This is a genomic window from Rhizobium sp. BK529, from assembly GCF_014194105.1.
GTDB lineage: Bacteria > Pseudomonadota > Alphaproteobacteria > Rhizobiales > Rhizobiaceae > Rhizobium.
The window spans coordinates 3,163,236-3,184,756 of sequence record NZ_JACIAU010000001.1; the positions used below are offsets into that span (position 1 = coordinate 3,163,236).

Consider the following 21,521-nt stretch of genomic DNA (forward strand, 5'->3'; position numbering starts at 1 on the left):
TATCGATGCAGCATGAGCAAAACCAACGAAGATCACGTAGACAGGATCTTGGCGCAATGGCGGCGCGAACGGCCGGAGCTGGATGTCGAACCCATGGGCATCTTCGGCCGGCTGAAACGGCTGACGACGCATATCAGCCGCGAGGTGGAGGCGGTGCTTCTCCAGCACGGTCTGTCGACCTCCGCCTTCGATGTGCTGGCAACGCTTCGCCGCTCCGGCGCCCCCTATCGGCTGTCACCCGGAGAATTGCTCGGCATGACCATGGTCAGTTCCGGCACGATGACAAACCGGATCGATCAGTTGGAAAAGGCCGGATTCGTGGAGCGTCTGTTCAACCCAGAAGACCGACGCAGTGTGCTGATCGCGCTGACGGACAAGGGGCTTGCGACTGTGGAAGCAGCAGTCGGCGCTCATGTTGCTAACCAGCAGCGGCTGGCGCGCAATCTGTCGACCGATGAGAAGGCGGAGCTCAACCGGCTGCTTAAGAAATTCCTATCGGATTTCGAATAATTAGATGGCAGCGAGCGCTTTGCGGATACGCTCCAGATGCGCCTTGCGCCTAGCTTCAGAAGCACGATCCATATCGTGCAAACTCATCATGCGAAAGATCAGCTTTTTCGAGCAAAAATTGGCGATGCCGCGCTTCAGCAGGCGACGAACCGGATTGCCCATATACACATGCACCAGCCACCAGGGCGAACCTGTCGTCGTCAGTGCATAGAGCAACCGGATATTGGTGAGCTGCGGTACGATGCGACCGCCGGCGGCATCATGAGTGAAGGCCACACCCGGCGTAAAAATGCGATCGAAGAAGCCCTTCAGGATGGCCGGAAAATTGAACCACCATTGCGGAAAGACCAGGACAAGCCCCTCGGCCGCCTTCAGCCGATCGACGAAGCCGGCAACGGCTGACGTATCGTAGGGCGTGTCAAAATAACCGCGTCGCTCCGCTTCCGACAGGCGCGGATCGAAATCCTCGGCATAGAGATCAAGCAGATCGACGACATGGCCTGAGGCTTCCAGCGCTTCGCGGGCGGTGCGCGCCACCGCGGTGGCAAAGCTTTCCGGTAGCGGATGGGCAAGCACGAGCAGGATTCGCATCGCTAGAACAGGCTTCCCTGTTTCGGAGGCGGCTCGCTGGCTTTGGTCGCGCGCTTCTTCGATCCGGTCGGCGGCGCGCTGCCTTCCGTCGTTACGGCGCCGACGCGGCCATCTGCGAATTCGATAGCAATGCCCATGCCGGCGGAAAGTGCGGCGGCTTGCGAGACAGGCCTGTTATCCTCGTCGCGGATGACGGCGTAGCCGCGCTTCAACACGTTCTTGTAAGACAGCGATTGCAGCACGCGGTCCTGTGCGGAAAGTTCTGCACGTGCGCGGGTCAGTTGATGACGGATTGCCGTATCGGCATGGCGCGAGAGATTGCCGAGACGCTCTCGGCTGCGGTCGGTCTGGGTCTTCAACCGCGCAGGCAAAGAGGCAAGGATCGCCTCGGCGCGCTCGATACGGGACTTCGACTGGTCGAGCAGGCGCTCGACCCTGCGTTCCGCGCGGGCCATGCGCTCGCTGAGAAGCTGGCGACGCTCGGTGATGCGATTGGACAGTACGTCTGGGCGCAGATGCGACGCGACGCGCTCGAAGCCACGGCGTTTGTTGATCGTGTTGAGCTCCAGCCCGCGGCCAAGGCCAGCAGCTGCCTCATCATAGCGGCGGCGAGGCAGTGCCAGCAGCTGGTCGAGCGAAGGCAAGGCGCGCATCAGGGAGCGGACGGACTGACGGCGTTGGTCCATCTGGCGGCTCATGCAGCCCTGCAGGCGGGCAGTAAGCGCGGCGACCTGCGCTTCCAGCTCGGCCTTGACCGGCACAGCCATTTCGGCGGCACCCGTCGGCGTTGGCGCGCGGACATCGGCGGCGTAATCGATCAGCGTCCAATCCGTTTCGTGGCCGACGGCAGAGATCAATGGAATCCGGCTATCGGCTGCAGCACGCACGACGATTTCGTCGTTGAAGCTCCAGAGATCTTCGAGGCTGCCGCCACCGCGGGCAACGATCAACACATCCGGACGCGGGATCTCCCCTGTGGGTTCCAGGGCATTGAAGCCTTTGATGGCGTTCGCCACCTCCTCGCCGGAGCCCTCCCCCTGCACCTTAACCGGCCAGACGATGACATGGACAGGGAAACGATCGGAGATGCGATGCAGGATATCGCGGATGACGGCGCCGGTGGGCGAGGTGACGACACCGATCACAGCAGGCATGAAGGGCAGGCGCTTCTTGCGGGCGGGATCGAAGAGGCCCTCCGCGCCGAGCCTGCGCTTGCGCTCCTCGATCAATGCCATCAGCGCGCCGGCGCCGGCAGGCTCCAGCGTCTCGATAACGATCTGGTATTTGGAAGAGCCGGGGAAGGTCGTGACCTTGCCAGTCGCGATCACTTCCATGCCCTCCTCCGGGCGGAATTTCAGGCGGGAAAAGGTGCCCTTCCAGATGACCGCATCGATGCGAGCCCGGTCGTCCTTCAGCGAGAAGTAGGCATGGCCGGAAGAATGGGGACCCCGGTAGCCGGAAATCTCGCCGCGCACGCGCACCTGGTCGAACGCCGTCTCGACGGTCCGCTTGATGGAACCGGACAGCTCAGAGACCGAATATTCCGCAAGATTGGTGGGCGAATCGCCATCAAAGACATTGCTCATCTCCTCTTTCTATTTTGATAGCCCCCAAACGGGAAGGTCGAGGCCGGCGAAGGGTGAATTTTTATCCAAAAATCGGTGGAGGACCCAAGAAATAGGGATATCGCAACTTGTAAAAAAAACTTAGTATTACTCATGTTCGTAGGGAGTGGCGAACACCCGACCCGAAAAATGAGCATGCTTGGCAGTGAAAATTCCCCACCGATGAACGGTGTGGGAACAGTCTCTTTTATTACCGTCGCTATGCTCAATACCCTTTAGAGGGTTTCGGCTCGCTCTCTTTCCGAACAACCAGTCGATCAGGCATCGATCGAATTGTCAGCATGACGCTGCTTCGTCTCAACGCTGTGGCCCAGCTGGAAAGTTCCGTTTACGTAAGAGAAATAGTCACGGAACTTTTCAGCCTGTAACAGAGTTGACCTGGATCGAAACATATACCCGGCGCAAGCCGGGGGAAATGCCGTCAGGTGAACGCATCCGTAACCATGGCTGCAATTCAAGCTTTCATGGAGGATGCCCAATAAACTTTTGTTAGCGGAGGGCCCCTAGGCTCCTGCAAACGACCTGAAGAAGAGGTGACGACATGATCATCCTGACAGCAACCACACTGGGCCTCACCGTGGGCCTGATGCGCTCGGCCGGCGCTATTGCACTGGTCGCCATGTTCATCGGCTTGACTTTTGCCCTCGCCGCGATCGCCTCCGGCGGCGCGGTATCATTCCTGGCGCTTCTCTACACGATCATCGGTTACAATGCCGGTCTGCTGCTTTATCTCGGCGGTCTCTTTGCCACCGATCGTCTACGTGCGGTCCTCGCCCATTCCTGAAAGATAGGGGGTCAGTCCGACGTCGGCCAGTAACGGAAGAACTGGACGCCGCTGTCGGCGGCCTTCGGCAGCGGATCGAGATAGGGCGGAATATTACCCTTGCGGAGCTGCGCATAGAGCCCGTCGGGCTTCAATCTGGCGATTTCACTCGTCTGCAGATCATCGGGGCAAAACGCAAACGTCGTAACGCCCGCTCCTCTTAGAAATGCTTCGGCCTCCTTTGGCTCGGCCAGACCGATGTGCATTTCGGTCAGCATGCCACCCTGGTTACGGTGATAGGGCGCCGACAGGACACGATTGGATGTGTAGCGCAAGATCGGCACGCCCATTTCCGACGGCGCCGAGATCATGCCGGGCGGCAGAGCGGCAAGCGGAGCGAGCGCCTGCTTCGATGAGCAGGAGAGCCGGTCTGGGTTCCTCGCATTCTTCGTCTTGTTGACTTGCATTTCGACAAGTGCGCCACCAACCGCCCACACCGCCGGCACACTTGCCAGAACCGTCAGGATATAGACAAGAGCTGCCGCGGCATTCTCGCTATCGCCATTCGATATGCGGCGCACTTCGATGATCAGCAAGGTGAGCGGCAGGATAGACAGCAGATTTGCAAAGACAGCGCCCCGAACCTGAACCAGGGCGACGGCCCAGCTGACACTCAAAAGCGCCAAAAGCACGAGATGGACCTGCACGCGATCACCTCTAACCGAGCGGAAGATGCAGACGGCTATCGCGAGCAGGCCAGGCGCGTAGAATGCCCCGATGGAAAAGGGATCTGTCCGGCTGAGCGCGAGAATGGACTGCGCTTCCGAGACATTGCGCAGCCAGAGCTCGACCAACATCGGATCAAGATTACCGAGCGGATTGCCCAGGCATTGCGGCGCGATGGCCAATGCCGAAGCAAGGACGGCGGCGCCGACGGCCGCGAGCGCGGCAAAACGCAGACCACGGCCGAGACGGCTGGCAAAGACCGCGGAAACCAACAGCAGGCCACCCCCAATAGTTGCAAGGCTATAAAAGCCGAGCGAGAGGTTGTCGCAGGTGACCGCCGAATATTGCCATGGCGGCACCGTTGCGAAGAAGAAGATGCTGATCGTGACAGCGAGGCTGAGGCCGAAAGCCTTGGTAGCGGCCTCGAACGGTTCGCCCTCCCAGGCCCAAAGCAGGGCCACCACCAAGCAATAGGTCGCGACGAAGGGCGTGGTTTCAGCGCCGATCGCGATCGCCAATGCAGCTGTTGCCCCGGCAACGACATAGTTCCAGACACGCTGTTTTTCATCGAAGAGCATCGCGGTCATGATTGCGACAAGCCCGAGCTGGACATTGTGATGATCGATGGCGCCAGGCGCGAAGCGATTGCCGGTATAGATTGCCATGCCGGCAAAACAGAAGGACAGGTGCATGCCGGCAAGGCCGCCGACACGCTGACCCGCGAGACCCATGGCAAACATGGGGGGAAAGACAAGCGACAGGGGCCAGACGACGAGTGCGGCGGCCTCCGCGGCGTCATGGCTAAGGAAGAGGCCGAATAAACGGATCAAACCGGCAATCGGAAGGTCGATCAGCCGCGACCAGTGCATAAGCGTACCCTCGCCGAGGCCGAGTCGATACTGCATCAGGTCGAACCAGCCCTGCCCGCTCAGGAAATCTCTGATTTCCACGAGGCGCATGCCGTCGTCATTATCGGGGCCGACATAATCGACCGGACCGCCGGCATATTTCATGACGGTGATGATGCCGATCAGGATAATGGTGTAGATGAGGGCCGATGGCAGCAGCTGTGTCAGCAGCTGCCGGATTCCGCTAATGAATCCAGTCCTGGCTGATGCTGATTGCGCCTTGGCGATCGGCTGCACTGCGTTCATCATCGTAGCCAGGTCGTTGCGTGATGGGCAAACCTTAGCCCTGGCTTATCAAGAAAGTGTAAACCACAGGAGATGCCTCTTTCATTTCCTCATAGGGGCTTGTTAACGCTGGATGCGGTAAATTCGCCCCGGTTTCTTTGTAATGAGTGTAACCCTATGGAGCGATCGCTCAGCGAAAGTCCTGATATTGCCGTTCTGCTTCCCTGCTATAACGAAGCGGCAACGATCGGCCCTGTCGTCAAGGGCTTCCGGGCGGCGCTGCCCGATGCGCATATCCACGTCTACGACAATAATTCCACCGACGGCACGGCGCTGCATGCCATGCTTGCCGGCGCGCATGTCGTGCGCGAGCGGCGGCAAGGCAAGGGCCACGTCGTGCGTCGAATGTTCGCCGACATCGATGCAGATATCTATATCATCGCCGACGGCGACGGAACCTATGCGCCTGAGGATGCCGAGGAGCTGGTACGTACACTGCTGACAGAGCGGGCCGATATGGTGGTCGGCACGCGGCGCGGCGTGCGTGACGACGCCGGCCGGCAGGGACATGCCCTCGGCAACCGGCTGTTCAACATACTCTATCGCATCATCTTCGGATCTGACTTCACCGACATCTTCTCCGGCTACCGGGCCTTCTCGCGCCGTTTCGTCAAGAGCTTCCCGGCGGTTTCCGGCGGCTTCGAGATCGAGACGGAAATGTCGGTGCACGCTTCGCGGCTGAAGCTGCCGGTAAGCGAACTGGAACTGCACTACGGCAGACGCCCGGAAGGATCGCACTCGAAGCTTTCAACCTTCGGCGACGGCGGCAAGATCCTCTGGATGTTCGCCATGCTGATGAAGGAGACGCGGCCCTTTGCCTTCTTCGGCACGATCAGCGCGCTTTTCATGCTGACAAGCTTCGGCTTCATGGGGCCGGTGCTGGCGGAATATTTCGAAACAGGACTCGTCAGCCGCATGCCGACCTGGGTGCTCGCGACAGCGCTCGCGATGATCTCCATCATGCTGTTTACGGCCGGCGTCATTCTCGATTCCGTCGCGCGGGCGCGGGCAGAGCAGTTGCGCATCCATTACATGAGCCTGGCAGCGCCGGTCTCCGCAAAGGACAAGACCTTGCCCACAACGCTTGATGGCAAAAAGGCGGACGCGGCATGAAGAAGCTCATTCGCTTCGCGATCGCCGGTGGGCTTGGCTTCGTCGTCGACGCGAGCGTACTTGCGCTGCTGCTGCAGCTGACGCCACTCGGTCCCTTCATTGCCCGGCTGATTGCCATTGCGCTCGCGATGGCAACGACGTGGGCATTCAACCGGACTTTCACTTTCGACCGCTCCGGCCACTCGCTAGCGGCGGAAGGTTTTCGCTACGGCTCCGTCGGCGTGACGGCCGCCCTTGTCAACTATGGGCTTTATTCGGCGCTGCTACTGTCACTACCGGCGCTGCAGCCGTTTGCAGCGATGGTGCTCGCGACCGCAGCGTCGATGTTCTTCAGCTTCTTCGGTTATTCCCGCTTCGTCTTTCGAGGAAACGCCGGGTAAGCATCAAACGGCTTCCCAGCCATCCTGTTCGCTGGCGCGGTAGATGGCATCGATGACCTTCTGATTGAGTTTGGAATCTTCCAGCGTGACGATCTCTTCCTTTTCCCCTGACGCAGCGCGTGCAAAGGCTTCAGCCTGGGATTTGTACTGACGGCTATCCTGGAAACGATAAATATAGGATTCGGAGTGGCCGCGATTGGTCACTTCGATCTCTTCGGGTCCCCAACGGTTGGCGTTGAAAGGCGACTTGACCTCGATATAGCCTTCGGTGCCGTGGAAGACCATGATCTGGCGCCCGGCCATCTGGGTGGAGATGTAGAAACTCAGCTCGAACTCGCCGAAATCCGCCTTCACGCTGGAATAGAAATCGGTGCCGAATTCCGGATCACGTTCTGTGGTCGCCTGGATCCTGAACGGTTCCTTGCCAGTGGAGAAGCGCGTGCTGATGACTGGATAGACGCCGATATCGGGCAGGCCGCCGCCGCCGAGCTCAGGAATGTTGCGCATGTTGCCGGGGTCGCGATTGAAATAGGTAAAGGCGCCCTGCACATGACGGAGTTCGCCGACCGCACCCTCCTGCAGCAACGAGCGAACCTTCCGCCAGACCGGCGAATAGGTCACCATGAAGGCTTCGCTGATGATGACATTGTTGCGGTCGCGGGCGGCAGTGAGATCGTCGATCTCGGATGCCTTGAGCGCGATCGGCTTTTCGCAGAGCACGTGCTTGCCGGCATCGGCGGCCTTGATCGACCATTCGACATGCTGGGAGGTTGGCAGCGGTATATAGACGGCGTCGATCGTATCGGACGCCAGCATCTCTTCATAGGAGCCGAAGGCGTGCGGCACGGAGAACCGGTCTGCCATGTCGCGGGCGCGGGCAAAATCGCGGCTGGCGATCGCTGTAATGACGCAGTTTTCTGCGTCCTGAATGGCGGGAACAACATTGTCGCGGCCGATCTTGGCCGTTGAAAGAATACCGAAACGCAACATGAGAAGTCCTCCTTAAATCGATTGGGCGCACCTTATTCAGCCCACTCATGTGGCGCAATGGCGCGACGGGTGATCACGGAAGTTTGGTTTCCTTCGAGGGTACTCCGCGCTAGGTTATTTGCGGACGGCGTTCTGCCGCTTCGCAGATTTCAATCACTTCAGCATTTTGGGAGAGCGCCATGGAAATGCGCCGGCTTGGAAAAACAGGTCTTTCGGTCTCGCCGATCGTCTTCGGCGGCAATGTATTCGGCTGGACGGCCGATGAGAAAACATCCTTCGACATTCTCGACGCATTTTTCGACGCTGGCCTCAACACCATCGATACGGCCGACGTCTATTCCGCCTGGGTGCCGGGCAACAAGGGCGGCGATTCCGAAGAGATCATCGGCAGGTGGCTGAAGAAGGGGAAGGTCTCCCGCGACAAGGCAATCATCATCACCAAGGTCGGCTCAGACATGGGCCAAGGCAAGACGCTGAAGGCGAACTATATCCTGAAGGCGGTCGAGGATTCACTGCGCCGCCTGCAGACCGACTATATCGACCTCTATCTTTCGCACTGGCCGGATGCCGATACGCCGCATGAGGAATCGCTTGGTGCCTATGCCAAGCTTCTCGAACAGGGCAAGATCCGCTCCGTCGGCTGCTCGAATTTTGATGCAAGCCAGTTGCAGGCCTCCTTTGACGCCGCAGACAAGACGGGCTTACCGCGCTATCAGGCGCTGCAGCCGGAATATAATCTCTATGCACGTTCGAGCTTCGAAGGCCCGCTTGCCGACCTCTGCCTGAAGGAAGATATCGGCGTTATCACCTATTTCAGCCTGGCAGCCGGCTTCCTTTCAGGCAAGTACCGCAGCAAGGCGGATACGGAGGGGCGCGCACGCGAGGGCCGGGTCGCGCAGTATCTCGATGACAAGGGCATGCGTATTCTTGCCGCCCTCGACAAGATCGCGGCGGAGACTGGCGCCAAGCCAGCAGAAATCTCGCTTGCCTGGCTCCTGCGCAAGAAGGGCGTGACGGCGCCGATCGCCAGTGCTACGAGCCTTTCCCAGCTTGAGAGCCTGGTGAAAGCCGCAACGCTCAAGCTTTCCGACGAGGCGATGGCGCTGCTTGATCAGGCAGGCGCCTGAAACGAGGTGACGGGATGACTGTGACGATCCGCGATGCGAAGCCTGAAGACGAGATGCGCTGGCGTGCGCTCTGGGCCGACTATCTCGCTTTCTACGAGGTCACCGTCGATGCCGACATCACCGATTCCACCTGGCGCCGGGTTTTTGATCCGGCGTCGGCTATCTTCATGCGGGTGGCGGAACTCGACGGAGCGGTCGTCGGCTTCACGCTCTGCCTGACGCATGAGGGCACCTGGATCCGTGGCAAGGACTGCTATCTGGAAGACCTGTTCGTGTCGAGGGAAGCGCGCGGCAGGGGCGTCGGCCGGGCGCTGATGGACGACCTCGTCGATCTCTGCAAGAAGAATGGCTGGTCGCGGCTTTACTGGCATACGAGCGAGCAGAACAAGACAGCCCGCACGCTCTATGACTCCTATGTCGAAAGCGACGGACACATCCGCTATCGCATCAATTTCTGAGCGGCGGAAAGCCTTCATACCATTGCGAATGGTCGCCTTCCCAGTTTTCCATACCTGGCTTGGTGAGGATGCCGCGCGGGCGCACGTAACTCTGGATCACCCGTTTCGGCCGCTCATGCCACTGGATATTGAAGGCCCATAGTTTCGGGAAGAAGCAGAGCGACGCGTAAGGCAGATGGTCGTGGATCCACCATGCAAGTCTTTGCCAATCGCTTTCATCGCTGTAGCGATCGACAACCCAAGGCACGGCGATACAGACAGCGGCCCCCATGCAGCCCTCAAGGTCGAGCATATCCCAGATGTGATGAGCGGCTGTAGCAGCGTTGGTCGAACAGTTCAGCTTGTTCTCGTTGCCAAAACGGTTGACCGGCGGCGAACGGTAGCCGGAACGGATATGCAGGCGCCCGAAGGTTGCCTCCAACGGTTCCAGCAATTCCTCGCACAGGTGCCTGCCCGTCTCGATGGCGAGGTCGGGATCTTCGGGGATATTCGGGATGCGATAAAAATCGGCGATCTCGGAATGGAGAAAATCTCGGAAGAAGAAGTTCTTCGACAGACGTACCCGGCCAAGATCCTCAAGCCCCTTCATCGACCCCGGTCTCTTCATGCGCTCTCTCCTCGATTCTTTCTGACATCATCGCCCGGACGGCGATGCCGTTCCACCCGAAATACGGAGGGAACAATTAGCGCCGAGCACACTTTACGGAGTGTCGCCGCAAGCGCGTAAACTCCCAAACAAGGAACGGAAACAATGGCCAAGGAAAAGACGCTGGAAGATCTGTTTTACGATACGCTCAAGGACATTTACTATGCCGAACGCCAGATTGTGCGCGCTCTGCCGAAAATGGCGCGCGCTGCCCAGTCACAGGAGCTGAAGGCGGGGTTTGAGAAGCATCTTGAAGAAACTCAAGGCCATGTGGAACGGCTGCAGCAGGTCTTCGAGATCATCGGCAAGCGCGCCCAGGGCAAAACCTGCGAGGCAATCCAGGGCATCATCGCCGAAGGCGAGGAAATCATCGAGGAATTCAACGGCACGCCCGCGATCGACGCCGGTCTGATCTCCTCGGCCCAGGCCGTCGAGCACTACGAGATCGCCCGCTATGGCACGCTGAAGACCTGGGCGCAGACGCTCGGCTTCAAGCAAGCCGTCACGCTTCTCGACCAGACGCTGCAGGAAGAAGGCAAGACCGACCAGCTCCTGACCAAACTCGCGACGACTGCTGCAAACCAGAAGGCTTCGCGAGCAGCCTGATGTTGGATAGAAGAGCAGTCGTCACTGGCTGCTCTTCCTCCTCCGACCTTGTCTTCGCTCGCCACCCCGCTATCATCTCATTGGGAACATGGGCGAGGTGTCGATATGGCCGACAGGCAGGCAATCGAAGCAACGGTTCATCTCTACGTGGAGGGTATGGCCTTCGCCAACGAGGCGGCCCTGAAGAAAGCGTTCCACCCGAAGAGCTCAATCATCGGGCACTATCAGAATGCGGTTGAATGGCTTTCTCGTGATGAATTTATTGCCGCAATAATCGAGGAGGGGGCAGCACCGCCCGGCACCCAGCCCTACATGGATATCGGCAGCATCGATATATCAGGCGATGCGGCGACGGTGAAAGTCACCGACGAATTTGCCGGCATGCGCTTTACCGATTATCTTTCTTTGCTGAAGATTGAGGGCCGCTGGACCATCGTCAGCAAGCTCTATCACCTTCATATATGAGAAGACCGGCAGCTAACGCCGCCGGTCATCGATATCATGCCTGTAGCCGGCTCAGCTTCTCAGAACGCCGCCGGTGAACTTGGCAACGCTGGCGACGATCTTTTGGGTCAGCGCTTCGAAGTCCTCGTCGGTCAGCGTACGGTCAGCCGGCTGAATCTGGACTTCGATCGCGACCGACTTCTTGCCCTCGCCGACCGAGGCGCCCTCGAAGATATCGAAGACGTTCACGCCCGTGATAAGCTTGCGGTCGACACCAGCTGCCGCCTTGATGATGGCACCGGCTTCCACCGTCTTGTCGACGACGAAGGCGAAGTCGCGCTTGACAGCCTGGAAGGGCGAGAGGTCGAGGGCCGGCTTGGTGCGGGTTGCCTTCTTCTTCGGCTCTGCCATGGCGTCGAGATAAACTTCGAAGCCGCAGAGCGCGCCGGAGACATCGAGTTTTTCAAGCGTGGTCGGATGGAACTCGCCGAAATAGCCAAGGATCACCTTCGGACCCATCTTGATCGTGCCGGAGCGGCCGGGGTGATACCATTCGGGACCACCCGGCTCGATCTGGATGTTGGCCGTTGGCAGACCGCAAGCTTCGATAATGGCGAGTGCATCGGCTTTGGCGTCGAAAACATCGACCGGCTTGCCGCCGCCTTTTGAGGCGTTCGACCACATGCGGCCAGCACCGGCGAGCGACGCCGTGCCACGGCGGATGCCCCCGGCCACACGGCGTTGGCCCTCCGGCGTATCGTTCTCATACGTGCCCGAGACTTCGAAGATCGCGACGTCGCCATAGCCCTTGTCGGCATTACGCTGGGCAGCCGTCAGCAGGCCCGGCAGAAGCGAAGGCCGCATATCGGACATTTCGGCGGCGATCGGATTGGCGAGCTTGAGGGCTGCGGACCCGCCGCCGAAGAGTTTTGCCTGGTCTTCCGGAATGAAGGACCAGGTGACAGCTTCCAGCATACCACGCGAGGCGAGCGCGCGCTTGGCGGCGCGGGTGCGGATCTGCAGCACCGTCAGGATACGGCCGTTGACGGCGGCATGGCTTTCGAGCGGCGCCGGCTTGATCTTATCGACGCCATGGATGCGCATGATCTCTTCGACGAGATCGGCCTTGCCATCGATGTCAGGACGCCAGGAGGGAACGGAGACGGAAACGCGTTCGCCGGAGCCCGAAACCCTGAAGCCGAGACGGGTCAGGATCATATTGCTTTCCTCCGTCGAGACTTCGAGGCCGGTCAGTCGCTTGACCTCCGAATAGGGGAAGTCGACGACCCTCGGCTCGTAGCCTTTGTAACCGACAATCTCGGCCTTGGCCGGCATGCCGCCGCAAAGCTCGAGCACGAGTTCCGTCGTGCGCTCGAGCCCCGGAACCATATATTCCGGATCGACGCCGCGTTCGAAGCGGTAGCGGGCATCGGTGATGATGCCGAGCGTGCGACCGGACTTGGCGATGTTCATCGGATCCCAGAGAGCGGATTCGATCAGCACATCGACGGTGTTTTCGTCGCAGCCGGAATGTTCGCCGCCCATGATGCCGCCGATCGATTCAACGCCGTCCTCATCTGCGATGACGACGTTGTTCGGGCCGAGTTTGTACTCGCGCTGGTCGAGCGCCAGCACAGTTTCGCCTTCCCTTGCGCGGCGGACGGTCAGGTTGCCTCTGACCTTGGCGGCGTCGAAGACGTGCATCGGCCGCCCCTGATCGAAGGTCATGTAGTTTGTGATGTCGACCAGCGCATTGATCGGCCGCAGGCCGATGGCAAGAAGCCGCTGCTGCATCCAGCGCGGGCTCGGACCGTTCTTGACGCCGCGCACCAGCCTGAGGCCGAAGCCCGGGCAGAGCTTCGGATCGTCAAGATCGAGCGTCAGCTTGACCGGTGTTTCACCTTCGACGGTGAAGGAGGGAGCGGGGCGCGTCTTAAGGGTGCCGAGGCCAGAGGCTGCGAGATCGCGGGCAATGCCGTAGATCGAGGTGCAGTCCGGACGGTTCGGCGTCAGGTTGATCTCGATGACCGGGTCGTCGAGATGGGCGTAAGTGGCGTAGCTCGTGCCGACAGGCGCATCGTCAGGCAGATCGATGATGCCATCGTGATTGTCGGAAATCTGCAGTTCCTTTTCCGAGCACATCATGCCGCGGCTTTCGACACCGCGGATATTGCCGACCGACAGCGTTACGTCGATGCCGGGAACATAGGTGCCGGGCGCCGCAAATGCGCCGACGAGGCCAGCGCGCGCATTGGGTGCGCCGCAGACGACCTGCACCGGAGCGCCCTGGCCGATATCCACCATGAGCACCTTGAGGCGATCGGCCTGCGGATGCTTTTCAGCCGAGAGAACCTTGGCAATGACGAAGGGCTTGAAGGTGGCTTTGTCATCGACATCTTCCACTTCCAGTCCGATCTCGGTCAGCCGAGCGCAGATTTCATCAAGCGTGGCGTCCGTTTCCAGATGATCTTTAAGCCAGGAGAGCGTGAATTTCATAGTTCCAATCCTCCCTTAAGCGCTCAGGCCGCCGAACAGCGTCGGCATGTCGAGCGGGCGGAAGCCGTAGTGGTTCATCCAACGGACATCGGCGTTGAAGAAGTCGCGCAGGTCCGGCATGCCGTATTTCAGCATGGCGATGCGGTCGAGGCCCATGCCCCAGGCAAAGCCCTGATACTCGTCCGGATCGAGACCGCCATAACGCAGCACGTTGGGGTGAACCATGCCGCAGCCAAGGATCTCCATCCAATCCGTGCCTTCGCCGAACTTGACGATCGGGCCGGAGCGATCGCACTGGATATCGACCTCGAAAGAGGGCTCGGTGAAGGGGAAGAAGGACGGGCGGAAACGCATCGTCACGCTGTCGACCTCGAAGAAGGCCTTGCAGAATTCTTCCAGCACCCAGCGGATATTGGCGACATTGGCCTTCTTGTCGATGACCAGACCTTCGACCTGATGGAACATCGGCGAATGCGTGGCATCGGAATCCTGGCGATAGGTCTTGCCGGGAATGATGATGCGGATCGGCGGCTTCTGCGATTCCATCGTGCGGATCTGCACCGGCGAGGTATGCGTGCGCAAAACTTTGCGCTCACTCTTCTCATCCGGATTGAAGAAGAAGGTGTCGTGCATTTCGCGGGCCGGGTGGCCCTCCGGGAAATTCAGAGCCGTAAAATTGTAGTAATCGGTCTCGATATCGGGACCTTCTGCAATCGAGAAGCCCATGTCGCCGAAGATCGCGGTGATCTCGTCGACGATCTGGCTGATCGGATGGATGCGGCCGCGCTCGGCCGGCGAGGAGCGTACCGGCAGGCTGACGTCGACGGTTTCGGCCTTGAGACGGGCGTTGACCGCCGCTTCCTTCAACACCGATTTGCGGTTGGCAAGGGCGTCGGTCACTTCGTTCTTCAGGGCATTGATCGCGGCACCACGGGTCTGCCGCTCTTCCGGAGTCATAGCACCGAGCGTCTTCAGGAGCTCGGAAATCGAGCCCTTCTTGCCGAGCGCGGAGACACGGACGGCTTCGAGCGCAGGCTCATCATTGGCGGCGGCAATTTCGGCAAGCAAGGAGGATTTGAGCTGGTCGATATCTGACATTGTCTTCTTTTCGTCCGGATCAGGCGGCGTTCGAAAGGCGGGCTCGGCAAGGCCGCGCCAGCACTATAGAGAAAGAAAAACCCGCGCTAGCCCAAACCAGCGCGGGTTTCCCAAAATTCAAAAAAGCGTCAAGCTTGGGAAGCGCTGGTTACCGAACCGCGCCTTCAAACTCGTTAGCCGTGCCGGTTTCCTTGAGGTACTCAAGGGCCTTCTTGGCCGCAGCAACCAGCGCGCCGAATGCTTCCGGCTCATGGATTGCCATGTCGGAGAGAACCTTGCGGTCGACTTCGATGCCAGCCTTGTTCAGACCGTCGATGAAGCGGCCATAGGTCAGGCCGAATTCGCGGACGGCAGCGTTGATACGCTGGATCCAGAGGGCGCGGAAATTGCGCTTGTTAACCTTGCGGTCGCGATATGCGTACTGCTTGGCGCGATCGACGGCAGCCTTGGCGGTACGGATGGTGTTCTTGCGGCGGCCATAGAAACCCTTGGCCTGCTTCAGAACCTTCTTGTGCTTGGCGTGGGCGGTGACGCCTCTCTTTACACGTGCCATTTCATGATCTCCTTAATCTAACGCGTTACCGGAATAGTCTCAGAGACCGTTCGGCAGATAGTTCTTCACGACCTTGCGGCCATCGGGTTCTGCCAGAACCATGGTGCCGCGTGCATCGCGAATGAACTTGTTCGTGCGCTTGATCATGCCATGGCGCTTGCCAGCGGCAGCCGCCTTGACCTTGCCGGAGGCGGTGATCTTGAACCGCTTCTTGGCAGAGGACTTCGTCTTCATCTTGGGCATTTTGCTACTCCATTCTGAGAGCTCCTCACCCGCTTCGTTAAAAGAAGCCCTTCTGCGAAAGCCCGGTATCCGGTCTTCGCCAAAGGCGCGCGGGAGCGTTTGTTGTTGATCTGCGGGTCCAGTGACGAAACCTGCCCGCAAGCATTCGAAACTGCCACGGCATGCCCTGCCGGTCAGTTCGGACGCGCGCTTATAACCGCAGCGCCATGAAAGTGCAACGGGGCGAATGACGAATCTTGCCGCCCCGGGAAACACAAAAGCCGCCCTGTCGGACGGCTTTGAGCGAAAGGATGCGGGCACCGGTTCACTTCGGCGCCAGCACCATCATCATCTGGCGGCCTTCGAGCTTGGGCTCGGCCTCAACCTTGGCGATCTCGAGCGTGTCCGCCTTGACCTGCTGGAGAAGCTTCATGCCGAGTTCCTGGTGGGCCATTTCGCGGCCACGGAACTTCAGCGTTACCTTCACCTTGTCGCCTTCGTCAAAGAAGCGGCCCATCGCCTTCATCTTCACCTCATAATCATGGGTGTCGATGTTCGGACGCATCTTGATTTCTTTGACTTCGACAATCTTCTGCTTCTTGCGCGCTTCGGCAGCCTTCTTCTGGTTGGCATATTTCAGCTTGCCCAGATCGAGAATCTTGCACACCGGCGGTTCGGCATTGGGGGAAATTTCGACGAGGTCGAGGCCGGCTTCTTCCGCCATTCTCAAGGCCTGGTCGGTGGGCACGATGCCCATATTCTGTCCGTCAGCCGCAATCAGCTGAACTTTGGGAATGCGGATCTCCCGGTTCGAGCGCGGCCCATCCTTTACGGGCGCGTCGGCTTTAAAGGGTCTGCGAATGGTCGTATTCTCCTCGCGTTGATCGGAACGTTGCAGCTTCGTGTCCCTAATCCAATGGGGGCACAAACGGGTCACGTCATCACTGCAACGGATTCAATAACATCCTTTAGCGGAAAAATCACCCGCTGTCAGCCCGTCAAGAATCTGTTTTATAGGCCAAAACAACAGGAGTTGAGCCCGATGTCCGATCAGATGCCCGTCCCCGAGCCCGAGTTCCTCGATGTCGGCGAACGCGAGCTTGCACGGCGGATCGCCATGCTGGTGCGTCCAGCTCAGGATGATACCGATCTTCCTGCGCTCGTTTGGCTATCCGGCTACCGATCGGACATGAGCGGCAGCAAGGCGGTCGAAATCGATCGGCTGGCCGCGGAACTGGGCGCAGCCTGCATCCGCCTCGATTATTCCGGCCACGGGCTTTCCGGCGGGGCCTTCACGGACGGTACGATTTCGCGCTGGCTGGAGGAAGCGCTCGCGGTGATCCGCCATAACACGCCGAAACGGATGATCCTGATCGGCTCTTCGATGGGTGGCTGGATTGCACTTCGGGTGGCGCAGGAGCTTGCCAAGCACGGCGGCCCGAAGCTTGAAGGCATGGTCCTGATCGCACCGGCGCCTGATTTCACTTCCGATCTCATCGAGCCGAACCTCAAGAAGAAGGAACGCACCTCTCTCGAACAGCGCGGCTATTTCGAAGAGCGCTCGCAATATAGTCCTGAGCCCAATATCTATACCCGGGCACTCATCGAAGACGGGCGCGAGAACCGGGTGCTGACGGGCATTATCGAAACGGGCTGTCCAATCCATATTCTACAGGGCATGAAGGACGCCGACGTTCCCTATCTGCACGCAATGAAGCTGGTCGAACATCTTCCTGCCGACGATGTGGTGCTGACCTTCATCCGCGATGGCGACCATAGGCTTTCACGTCCGCAGGATATCGAACGATTGCGCAACGTCGTTAAAAGCCTCATCCGTTAGGCGAAGGCCGACTGCTATAAAGTAATATGCAACCATCCGAACATAGGGAGGCGGTTGCACAGGTCATATGCAACTATCCTCAGGGTTACGTTGCATTTTAACCATGTCTACGAGTTGCAAAGCCCTCCCAAGAAGTAACGATTGACTCCTTTCCGCCCTCTCCGTTAACTGTTTGTTAATAAATAAAGGGCGATGCAGGGAAGTAGGGCGTGCGGATCAAGGGTTTCGTCGTGGCCATGATGGCCGTGTTTGCAATGGCGCCGGCCGCTATTCCGGCTCCGAGCAAGAATGCATCTATGGTAACCGGGAGTGCGACATCGCAACCGATCGGTCATTACGATTTCTGTCAGACGCATCGCGCAGAATGCGGTTCCAACCGCAATAGCGGTCCAGTGGCCATGACCGGCGCGAAATGGGCTACGGTTCGTACGGTAAACGCGACCGTCAATCGCACCATCACGCCGATGACCGACAAGGAAATTTACGGCAAGGACGAGGTCTGGGCCTATCCAACCACGGCCGGCGACTGCGAGGATTTCGCGCTCCTGAAGCGCCGTATCCTCATCCAGCGGGGCTTCTCGCCTGCCGACCTGCTGATGACCGTCGTGCGCAAGCCTGACGGTGAAGGCCACGCGGTGCTGACGCTGCGCACGGCCGAGGGGGACTTCGTGCTCGACAACCTCGCGACCGAGGTCAAGCCGTGGTTCTCGACGCCCTATACGTTCATCAAGCGCCAGTCGAGCTTCAATGCCGGCCGCTGGGTTACCATCGAGAATGGCCGCGACGTTCTGGTCGGCGCTTTGAAATAAAGAGTTTTGAGGGGGAGTGTGAAAAAGCCGGCTAAAGCCGGTTTTTTCATTTTCAGTATTCAGTATTTACCGCACCCGCGTCCGGCCCTTCGCTTTGGGCTCAGGGCGTTCGTCGCTGCAATCGATCCACCGGATCGATTGCTCGGATGCGCCGACCGCTCCTCACCCATTCCCGATCAGGATACCTGCCGCCAGCACGAGACTGCCGCCGACGACTACCTGGAAGGCGGCGCGCAGAAACGGGGTCTCCATGTATTTATTCTGGATAAAGGCGATCGCCCACAGTTCGAAGAAAACGATGATGGCAGCGGTGATGGTCGCGGTCCAGAACTGCGGGATGAGGTAGGGCAGCGCATGACCAAGGCCCCCGAGCGCCGTCATGATACCGCAAGCAAGGCCGCGCTTGATCGGTGAGCCCCGGCCGGAGATCTTGCCGTCGTCATGGGCGGCTTCCGTGAAACCCATCGAGATGCCGGCGCCGACCGAGGCCGAAAGTCCGACGAGGAAGGTTTGCCAGGTATCCTGCGTGGCAAAGGCGGCGGCAAAAATCGGCGCCAGCGTCGAGACGGAGCCATCCATGAGGCCGGCAAGGCCCGGCTGCACATAGGTCAGGACGAACTGTCGCCGCGCCGTCTCATCCTCCTCCTTCTTCACTTGTTCAGGCGTGTGCTTGTCGCCGAGCATACGGGCGATGTCCTCATGACCCTGTTCGGCAAGCGCGAGATCACCGAGCAGCTTGCGGGTCGAGGCATCGGAGGTCTGCTTAATCGCTTCGACATAGAAGCGGTAGGCCTGTGCTTCCATCTCTTCGGCTTCTTGCCTGATCGCATCGAGAGAGAGGTTGGCGCGCAGCCAGTCGGGTTTGCGCTCGTAAAAGCCTTCGACATGTTCTCGGCGGATCAGGGGAATGCGCTCGCCGAAGCGCTGGCGATGAATTTCGATCAGTGACTTGCGGTGCGTGTCTTCTACCTCAGCCATATCTTCGAATACTTTGGCGGAGGCCGGAAACTCGTGTCGCAGATGTTCCGCGTAAGCGAGATAGATACGGGCATCATCCTCTTCCGAGGCGATGGCGAGCGCCAGAATTTCCTGCTCGGAGAGGGAACGGAAGGAACGTTTTGGTGATCTGAAAAACCGGGCCAGCATAGATATGCTCCAATAATTTTAGAATTATTCTAAATTTAAAGAGACAAGCTGCACGGGTCAAGGTCAAAGCCCGGCCGGATTGACAGAATGCCGCGATCAGCCGATCGCCCTTTGCTGAAATGGCGCATCAACCTATATGAGGGCTGCTAGCTGCAAGCAGCACCGGGGTTAAAGATGAATAGCGAGATACAGGGGCGGGCCGCGCATGTTGCCGCGATCCGCGAAAAAGCCGAGGCCGAGATGAAAGAGATCGGTGTGAACGAGGCCTTCATTTCGAAGCTGGTGGAGACTTTCTATGGGCGGGTGCTCGCGCATCCCGAGCTTGGGCCGGTTTTCGATGCTCGGCTTTCCGGACGCTGGCCGGAACATATGGACAAAATGAAAAGTTTCTGGTCGGCCGTTGCCTTCCGCAGCGGCGCCTATGGCGGCAAGCCGGTGCAGGCGCATCTCGGCGTCGCGAACATGACGCCGGAGCTTTTTCCAAAGTGGCTTTCACTGTTTTCGCAAACGCTCGACGATGTGGCACCCACACCGGATGCCAAGGACTGGTTCATGGCGACGGCGGAGCGGATCGCCAAGAGCCTGACCCTATCTCTCTTCTACAATCCGGCGCTCGACGATCCCACGAAGAAGACGGGCTGATGCTCACTGCCCTGCCGAAAAGGTCGCACCGACACTTGCGGCAACGACCAGCGCGGTTCCGGCCATCTGCAAGGGAGTCATGGGCTGAGACAGAATGAGGAAACCTGCGAGCGCTGCGATGGCGGGTTCCAGACTCATGAGAATGCCGAAAGAGGATGTCGGCATACACCGCAGGGCGATCAGCTCCAGTGTGTAGGGCAGCAGCAGCACGAGAATGGCAAGGCCTGCCATTTCAATCAGGCCGAAGACATCAAGCTTCGGCACGGCGCCGGCAAAACCGAAGGGCGTCGCGACCACGGCAGCCACCATGAGCGACATGGAAAGCCCCTCCAGCCCCTTAAAGCTCGCGCCGATCTTCTTCGTGAGAACGATATAGATCGCCCAGCCGGTTCCCGCGCCGAATGCAAAGAGAACGCCCAAGGCATCGCCAACCCAGCCTTCGCCGTCATGCGCCAGAGCCAGAACACCGAGCGCGGCAACGAGCGGCCAGACTAGCCGCCGGCCGAATCCGTAGCCGATGGTTGCTACAGTGAGCGGACCGAGAAAATCGATCGCCACGGCAAGACCGAGCGGAATGCGCTCGATCGCCGAGAAGAAGCTCATGGTCATCAACGCGGTTGTCGTGCCGAGGACCAAAGCACTTGTCCATTGGGCACGGCTGTAGCTTGACATGCGCGGGCGCACGGCGATCGCCAGGATAATGGCGGCAAAGGCGAGGCGCAGCCAGGTGGCACCCACCGGCCCAAAGGTGGCAATGGCCGAAGAGGAAAGTGCTGCCCCGAACTGGATCGATGACATGGACATCACGCACATCAGCCCGCCAGCCGCGGCGCCGCCGAATGCCGTTGATGGCTGAGCGGTCAGCGTGCCCGCGCCGGCATTCGTCTTGTCTTCCATTGAAGTCTCCGATTGCGTGCTCTTCATACGAAGGCAAAGCGCGAGCGACAAATTCAAACTTCTGATCGGGCCAGCAAGAGCCTTGATGCGATATCAGAGACGACCGGCAAGGATGAGTTCTTCGGCATCTTCGAAACTCATCTCGAAGATCGTCTTGCCGATATCAAAGCTAAAGCCGTTGCGGGCGAAGGCGGAGAGCTCCTTTGCCTTTCGCTTTTCATCCAGCTCGACGCGGCGGAAGGGGCCGAAGGCACGTTTGCGGGCGAAGATCGCCGCGGCATAAAGATCGTCGGCCTCTTCCAGCGCAGCCTCGACCTTGTCGCTCGATACGCCCTTGACGGCAAGCTTCCGGGCGATGGCGCGCTTCGACTTGCCGCTGCGCACGGCAGAACGCGCGCTGATCTCGGCATAGGCGCCATCATCGATCGCCTTGTTGTCATAGGCGAATTTGACGGCGAAATCGGCAACGGCCTTTAGCTGTGCAGCACTGATATCCTCGAACTTCTCCTTCGCCTTGCGGGTAATGGCATTGAAGAGCTGCTTTTCCGTCATCATGCGCCGCTCGAGACGATAGATCGTGGAGTTGCGCGCCCAGCTTAGCATGCGGGGCGTCGGGATATCGGATGGAACGGTCTCGTCGGTCATG

Annotated in this window: 24 protein-coding genes; 11 read left to right on the top strand and 13 right to left on the bottom strand. The window is 59.4% G+C overall.

Annotation, left to right across the window (positions count from 1 at the left end):
• Positions 1 to 12: 12 nt before the first annotated feature.
• Complete coding sequence (locus FHX08_RS15865) at positions 13 to 510, top strand: MarR family winged helix-turn-helix transcriptional regulator (protein WP_132652965.1); 498 nt, start codon at positions 13 to 15, stop codon at positions 508 to 510.
• Here the strand turns inward: FHX08_RS15865 and FHX08_RS15870 are convergent, their stop codons facing one another.
• Together FHX08_RS15870 and xseA are read right to left on the bottom strand one after the other, a co-directional pair.
• Positions 511 to 1,101 carry an NAD(P)H-dependent oxidoreductase gene (locus FHX08_RS15870; RefSeq protein WP_184327306.1) on the bottom strand — a complete coding sequence of 197 codons (591 nt, stop codon included), beginning with the start codon at positions 1,099 to 1,101 and terminating at the stop codon, positions 511 to 513.
• Positions 1,102 to 1,103: 2 nt separating this feature from the next.
• A complete protein-coding gene (gene xseA / locus FHX08_RS15875) occupies positions 1,104 to 2,687 on the bottom strand; it encodes an exodeoxyribonuclease VII large subunit (protein ID WP_132652967.1) in 1,584 nt (527 codons plus the stop codon).
• 580 nt (positions 2,688 to 3,267) lie between these two features.
• On the opposite strand from xseA, the gene FHX08_RS15880 reads away from it, so the two are divergent.
• Positions 3,268 to 3,510, top strand: coding sequence for a hypothetical protein (locus FHX08_RS15880; RefSeq protein ID WP_132652968.1), 243 nt, complete (start codon positions 3,268 to 3,270; stop codon positions 3,508 to 3,510).
• An 11-nt stretch (positions 3,511 to 3,521) separates the two neighbouring features.
• Here FHX08_RS15880 and FHX08_RS15885 read toward each other — a convergent pair whose 3' ends face one another.
• Positions 3,522 to 5,369, bottom strand: coding sequence for a hypothetical protein (locus tag FHX08_RS15885; protein WP_132653230.1), 1,848 nt, complete (start codon positions 5,367 to 5,369; stop codon positions 3,522 to 3,524).
• Positions 5,370 to 5,525: 156 nt separating this feature from the next.
• On the opposite strand from FHX08_RS15885, the gene FHX08_RS15890 reads away from it, so the two are divergent.
• Together FHX08_RS15890 and FHX08_RS15895 are read left to right on the top strand one after the other, a co-directional pair.
• Entirely contained in the window at positions 5,526 to 6,521 is a 996-nt protein-coding gene (locus FHX08_RS15890) for a glycosyltransferase (RefSeq protein ID WP_132652969.1), read from the top strand.
• Entirely contained in the window at positions 6,518 to 6,901 is a 384-nt protein-coding gene (locus FHX08_RS15895) for a GtrA family protein (RefSeq protein WP_132652970.1), read from the top strand. The genes FHX08_RS15890 and FHX08_RS15895 overlap by 4 nt, the downstream gene beginning before the upstream one ends.
• Before the next feature lie 3 nt (positions 6,902 to 6,904).
• Here the strand turns inward: FHX08_RS15895 and FHX08_RS15900 are convergent, their stop codons facing one another.
• Positions 6,905 to 7,891 (bottom strand): Gfo/Idh/MocA family protein, encoded by a 987-nt coding sequence (locus FHX08_RS15900; protein ID WP_184327307.1) that lies wholly within the window; start codon positions 7,889 to 7,891, stop codon positions 6,905 to 6,907.
• Positions 7,892 to 8,070: 179 nt separating this feature from the next.
• Here FHX08_RS15900 and FHX08_RS15905 point away from each other — a divergent pair, with 179 nt between their 5' ends.
• The gene (locus FHX08_RS15905; RefSeq protein ID WP_132652972.1) at positions 8,071 to 9,018 is read left to right on the top strand and encodes an aldo/keto reductase; all 948 of its coding nucleotides are present in this window, start codon (positions 8,071 to 8,073) and stop codon (positions 9,016 to 9,018) included.
• A gap of 14 nt (positions 9,019 to 9,032) precedes the next feature.
• Complete coding sequence (locus tag FHX08_RS15910) at positions 9,033 to 9,476, top strand: GNAT family N-acetyltransferase (protein ID WP_184327308.1); 444 nt, start codon at positions 9,033 to 9,035, stop codon at positions 9,474 to 9,476.
• On the opposite strand, the gene FHX08_RS15915 is transcribed toward FHX08_RS15910, so the two are convergent.
• Positions 9,466 to 10,083 (bottom strand): hypothetical protein, encoded by a 618-nt coding sequence (locus tag FHX08_RS15915; RefSeq protein WP_132652974.1) that lies wholly within the window; start codon positions 10,081 to 10,083, stop codon positions 9,466 to 9,468. The genes FHX08_RS15910 and FHX08_RS15915 overlap by 11 nt on opposite strands.
• A 144-nt stretch (positions 10,084 to 10,227) precedes the next feature.
• Here FHX08_RS15915 and FHX08_RS15920 point away from each other — a divergent pair, with 144 nt between their 5' ends.
• Together FHX08_RS15920 and FHX08_RS15925 are read left to right on the top strand one after the other, a co-directional pair.
• Positions 10,228 to 10,728, top strand: coding sequence for a ferritin-like domain-containing protein (locus tag FHX08_RS15920; RefSeq protein WP_132652975.1), 501 nt, complete (start codon positions 10,228 to 10,230; stop codon positions 10,726 to 10,728).
• Between the two features lie 105 nt (positions 10,729 to 10,833).
• Complete coding sequence (locus FHX08_RS15925) at positions 10,834 to 11,193, top strand: nuclear transport factor 2 family protein (RefSeq protein ID WP_132652976.1); 360 nt, start codon at positions 10,834 to 10,836, stop codon at positions 11,191 to 11,193.
• 51 nt (positions 11,194 to 11,244) lie between these two features.
• Here the strand turns inward: FHX08_RS15925 and pheT are convergent, their stop codons facing one another.
• From pheT to infC, 5 genes are all read right to left on the bottom strand, one after another.
• Positions 11,245 to 13,668: a phenylalanine--tRNA ligase subunit beta gene (gene pheT, locus FHX08_RS15930; protein ID WP_132652977.1), complete on the bottom strand. Its 2,424-nt coding sequence runs from the start codon at positions 13,666 to 13,668 to the stop codon at positions 11,245 to 11,247.
• A gap of 15 nt (positions 13,669 to 13,683) precedes the next feature.
• The gene (gene pheS / locus FHX08_RS15935) at positions 13,684 to 14,766 is read right to left on the bottom strand and encodes a phenylalanine--tRNA ligase subunit alpha (RefSeq protein WP_184327309.1); all 1,083 of its coding nucleotides are present in this window, start codon (positions 14,764 to 14,766) and stop codon (positions 13,684 to 13,686) included.
• Between the two features lie 148 nt (positions 14,767 to 14,914).
• On the bottom strand, positions 14,915 to 15,319 hold the full coding sequence (gene rplT, locus FHX08_RS15940; RefSeq protein ID WP_007813309.1) for a 50S ribosomal protein L20: 405 nt from the start codon (positions 15,317 to 15,319) through the stop codon (positions 14,915 to 14,917).
• A 39-nt stretch (positions 15,320 to 15,358) separates the two neighbouring features.
• The gene (rpmI, locus tag FHX08_RS15945; protein WP_028750884.1) at positions 15,359 to 15,562 is read right to left on the bottom strand and encodes a 50S ribosomal protein L35; all 204 of its coding nucleotides are present in this window, start codon (positions 15,560 to 15,562) and stop codon (positions 15,359 to 15,361) included.
• A 304-nt stretch (positions 15,563 to 15,866) separates the two neighbouring features.
• Positions 15,867 to 16,403: a translation initiation factor IF-3 gene (gene infC / locus FHX08_RS15950; protein WP_132653231.1), complete on the bottom strand. Its 537-nt coding sequence runs from the start codon at positions 16,401 to 16,403 to the stop codon at positions 15,867 to 15,869.
• Between the two features lie 180 nt (positions 16,404 to 16,583).
• Between infC and FHX08_RS15955 the strand changes: the two genes are divergently transcribed.
• Complete coding sequence (locus tag FHX08_RS15955) at positions 16,584 to 17,381, top strand: alpha/beta hydrolase (RefSeq protein ID WP_132652979.1); 798 nt, start codon at positions 16,584 to 16,586, stop codon at positions 17,379 to 17,381.
• Between the two features lie 209 nt (positions 17,382 to 17,590).
• The gene (locus FHX08_RS15960; RefSeq protein WP_132652980.1) at positions 17,591 to 18,190 is read left to right on the top strand and encodes a transglutaminase-like cysteine peptidase; all 600 of its coding nucleotides are present in this window, start codon (positions 17,591 to 17,593) and stop codon (positions 18,188 to 18,190) included.
• 162 nt (positions 18,191 to 18,352) lie between these two features.
• Here FHX08_RS15960 and mbfA read toward each other — a convergent pair whose 3' ends face one another.
• A complete protein-coding gene (gene mbfA / locus FHX08_RS15965) occupies positions 18,353 to 19,336 on the bottom strand; it encodes an iron exporter MbfA (RefSeq protein WP_132652981.1) in 984 nt (327 codons plus the stop codon).
• Positions 19,337 to 19,510: 174 nt separating this feature from the next.
• On the opposite strand from mbfA, the gene FHX08_RS15970 reads away from it, so the two are divergent.
• The gene (locus FHX08_RS15970) at positions 19,511 to 19,978 is read left to right on the top strand and encodes a group III truncated hemoglobin (RefSeq protein ID WP_132652982.1); all 468 of its coding nucleotides are present in this window, start codon (positions 19,511 to 19,513) and stop codon (positions 19,976 to 19,978) included.
• A 3-nt stretch (positions 19,979 to 19,981) separates the two neighbouring features.
• Here the strand turns inward: FHX08_RS15970 and FHX08_RS15975 are convergent, their stop codons facing one another.
• Both FHX08_RS15975 and recX read right to left on the bottom strand, forming a co-directional pair.
• Complete coding sequence (locus FHX08_RS15975) at positions 19,982 to 20,875, bottom strand: DMT family transporter (protein WP_132652983.1); 894 nt, start codon at positions 20,873 to 20,875, stop codon at positions 19,982 to 19,984.
• Positions 20,876 to 20,968: 93 nt separating this feature from the next.
• Complete coding sequence (gene recX, locus FHX08_RS15980) at positions 20,969 to 21,520, bottom strand: recombination regulator RecX (protein ID WP_184327310.1); 552 nt, start codon at positions 21,518 to 21,520, stop codon at positions 20,969 to 20,971.
• Between the last annotated feature and the right edge of the window lies 1 nt (position 21,521).

Coding starts and splice junctions, on each gene's coding strand:
- xseA (WP_132652967.1), bottom strand. CDS start 2,687: ATGAGCAATGTCTTTGATGGCGATTCGCCCACCAATCTTGCGGAATAT.
- FHX08_RS15870 (WP_184327306.1), bottom strand. CDS start 1,101: ATGCGAATCCTGCTCGTGCTTGCCCATCCGCTACCGGAAAGCTTTGCC.
- FHX08_RS15955 (WP_132652979.1), top strand. CDS start 16,584: ATGTCCGATCAGATGCCCGTCCCCGAGCCCGAGTTCCTCGATGTCGGC.
- FHX08_RS15910 (WP_184327308.1), top strand. CDS start 9,033: ATGACTGTGACGATCCGCGATGCGAAGCCTGAAGACGAGATGCGCTGG.
- FHX08_RS15970 (WP_132652982.1), top strand. CDS start 19,511: ATGAATAGCGAGATACAGGGGCGGGCCGCGCATGTTGCCGCGATCCGC.
- FHX08_RS15885 (WP_132653230.1), bottom strand. CDS start 5,369: ATGAACGCAGTGCAGCCGATCGCCAAGGCGCAATCAGCATCAGCCAGG.
- recX (WP_184327310.1), bottom strand. CDS start 21,520: ATGACCGACGAGACCGTTCCATCCGATATCCCGACGCCCCGCATGCTA.
- FHX08_RS15890 (WP_132652969.1), top strand. CDS start 5,526: ATGGAGCGATCGCTCAGCGAAAGTCCTGATATTGCCGTTCTGCTTCCC.
- mbfA (WP_132652981.1), bottom strand. CDS start 19,336: ATGCTGGCCCGGTTTTTCAGATCACCAAAACGTTCCTTCCGTTCCCTC.
- pheS (WP_184327309.1), bottom strand. CDS start 14,766: ATGTCAGATATCGACCAGCTCAAATCCTCCTTGCTTGCCGAAATTGCC.
- FHX08_RS15900 (WP_184327307.1), bottom strand. CDS start 7,891: ATGTTGCGTTTCGGTATTCTTTCAACGGCCAAGATCGGCCGCGACAAT.
- FHX08_RS15865 (WP_132652965.1), top strand. CDS start 13: ATGAGCAAAACCAACGAAGATCACGTAGACAGGATCTTGGCGCAATGG.
- FHX08_RS15880 (WP_132652968.1), top strand. CDS start 3,268: ATGATCATCCTGACAGCAACCACACTGGGCCTCACCGTGGGCCTGATG.
- FHX08_RS15895 (WP_132652970.1), top strand. CDS start 6,518: ATGAAGAAGCTCATTCGCTTCGCGATCGCCGGTGGGCTTGGCTTCGTC.
- FHX08_RS15905 (WP_132652972.1), top strand. CDS start 8,071: ATGGAAATGCGCCGGCTTGGAAAAACAGGTCTTTCGGTCTCGCCGATC.
- rplT (WP_007813309.1), bottom strand. CDS start 15,319: ATGGCACGTGTAAAGAGAGGCGTCACCGCCCACGCCAAGCACAAGAAG.
- FHX08_RS15975 (WP_132652983.1), bottom strand. CDS start 20,875: ATGGAAGACAAGACGAATGCCGGCGCGGGCACGCTGACCGCTCAGCCA.
- rpmI (WP_028750884.1), bottom strand. CDS start 15,562: ATGCCCAAGATGAAGACGAAGTCCTCTGCCAAGAAGCGGTTCAAGATC.
- FHX08_RS15925 (WP_132652976.1), top strand. CDS start 10,834: ATGGCCGACAGGCAGGCAATCGAAGCAACGGTTCATCTCTACGTGGAG.
- FHX08_RS15915 (WP_132652974.1), bottom strand. CDS start 10,083: ATGAAGAGACCGGGGTCGATGAAGGGGCTTGAGGATCTTGGCCGGGTA.
- FHX08_RS15920 (WP_132652975.1), top strand. CDS start 10,228: ATGGCCAAGGAAAAGACGCTGGAAGATCTGTTTTACGATACGCTCAAG.
- pheT (WP_132652977.1), bottom strand. CDS start 13,668: ATGAAATTCACGCTCTCCTGGCTTAAAGATCATCTGGAAACGGACGCC.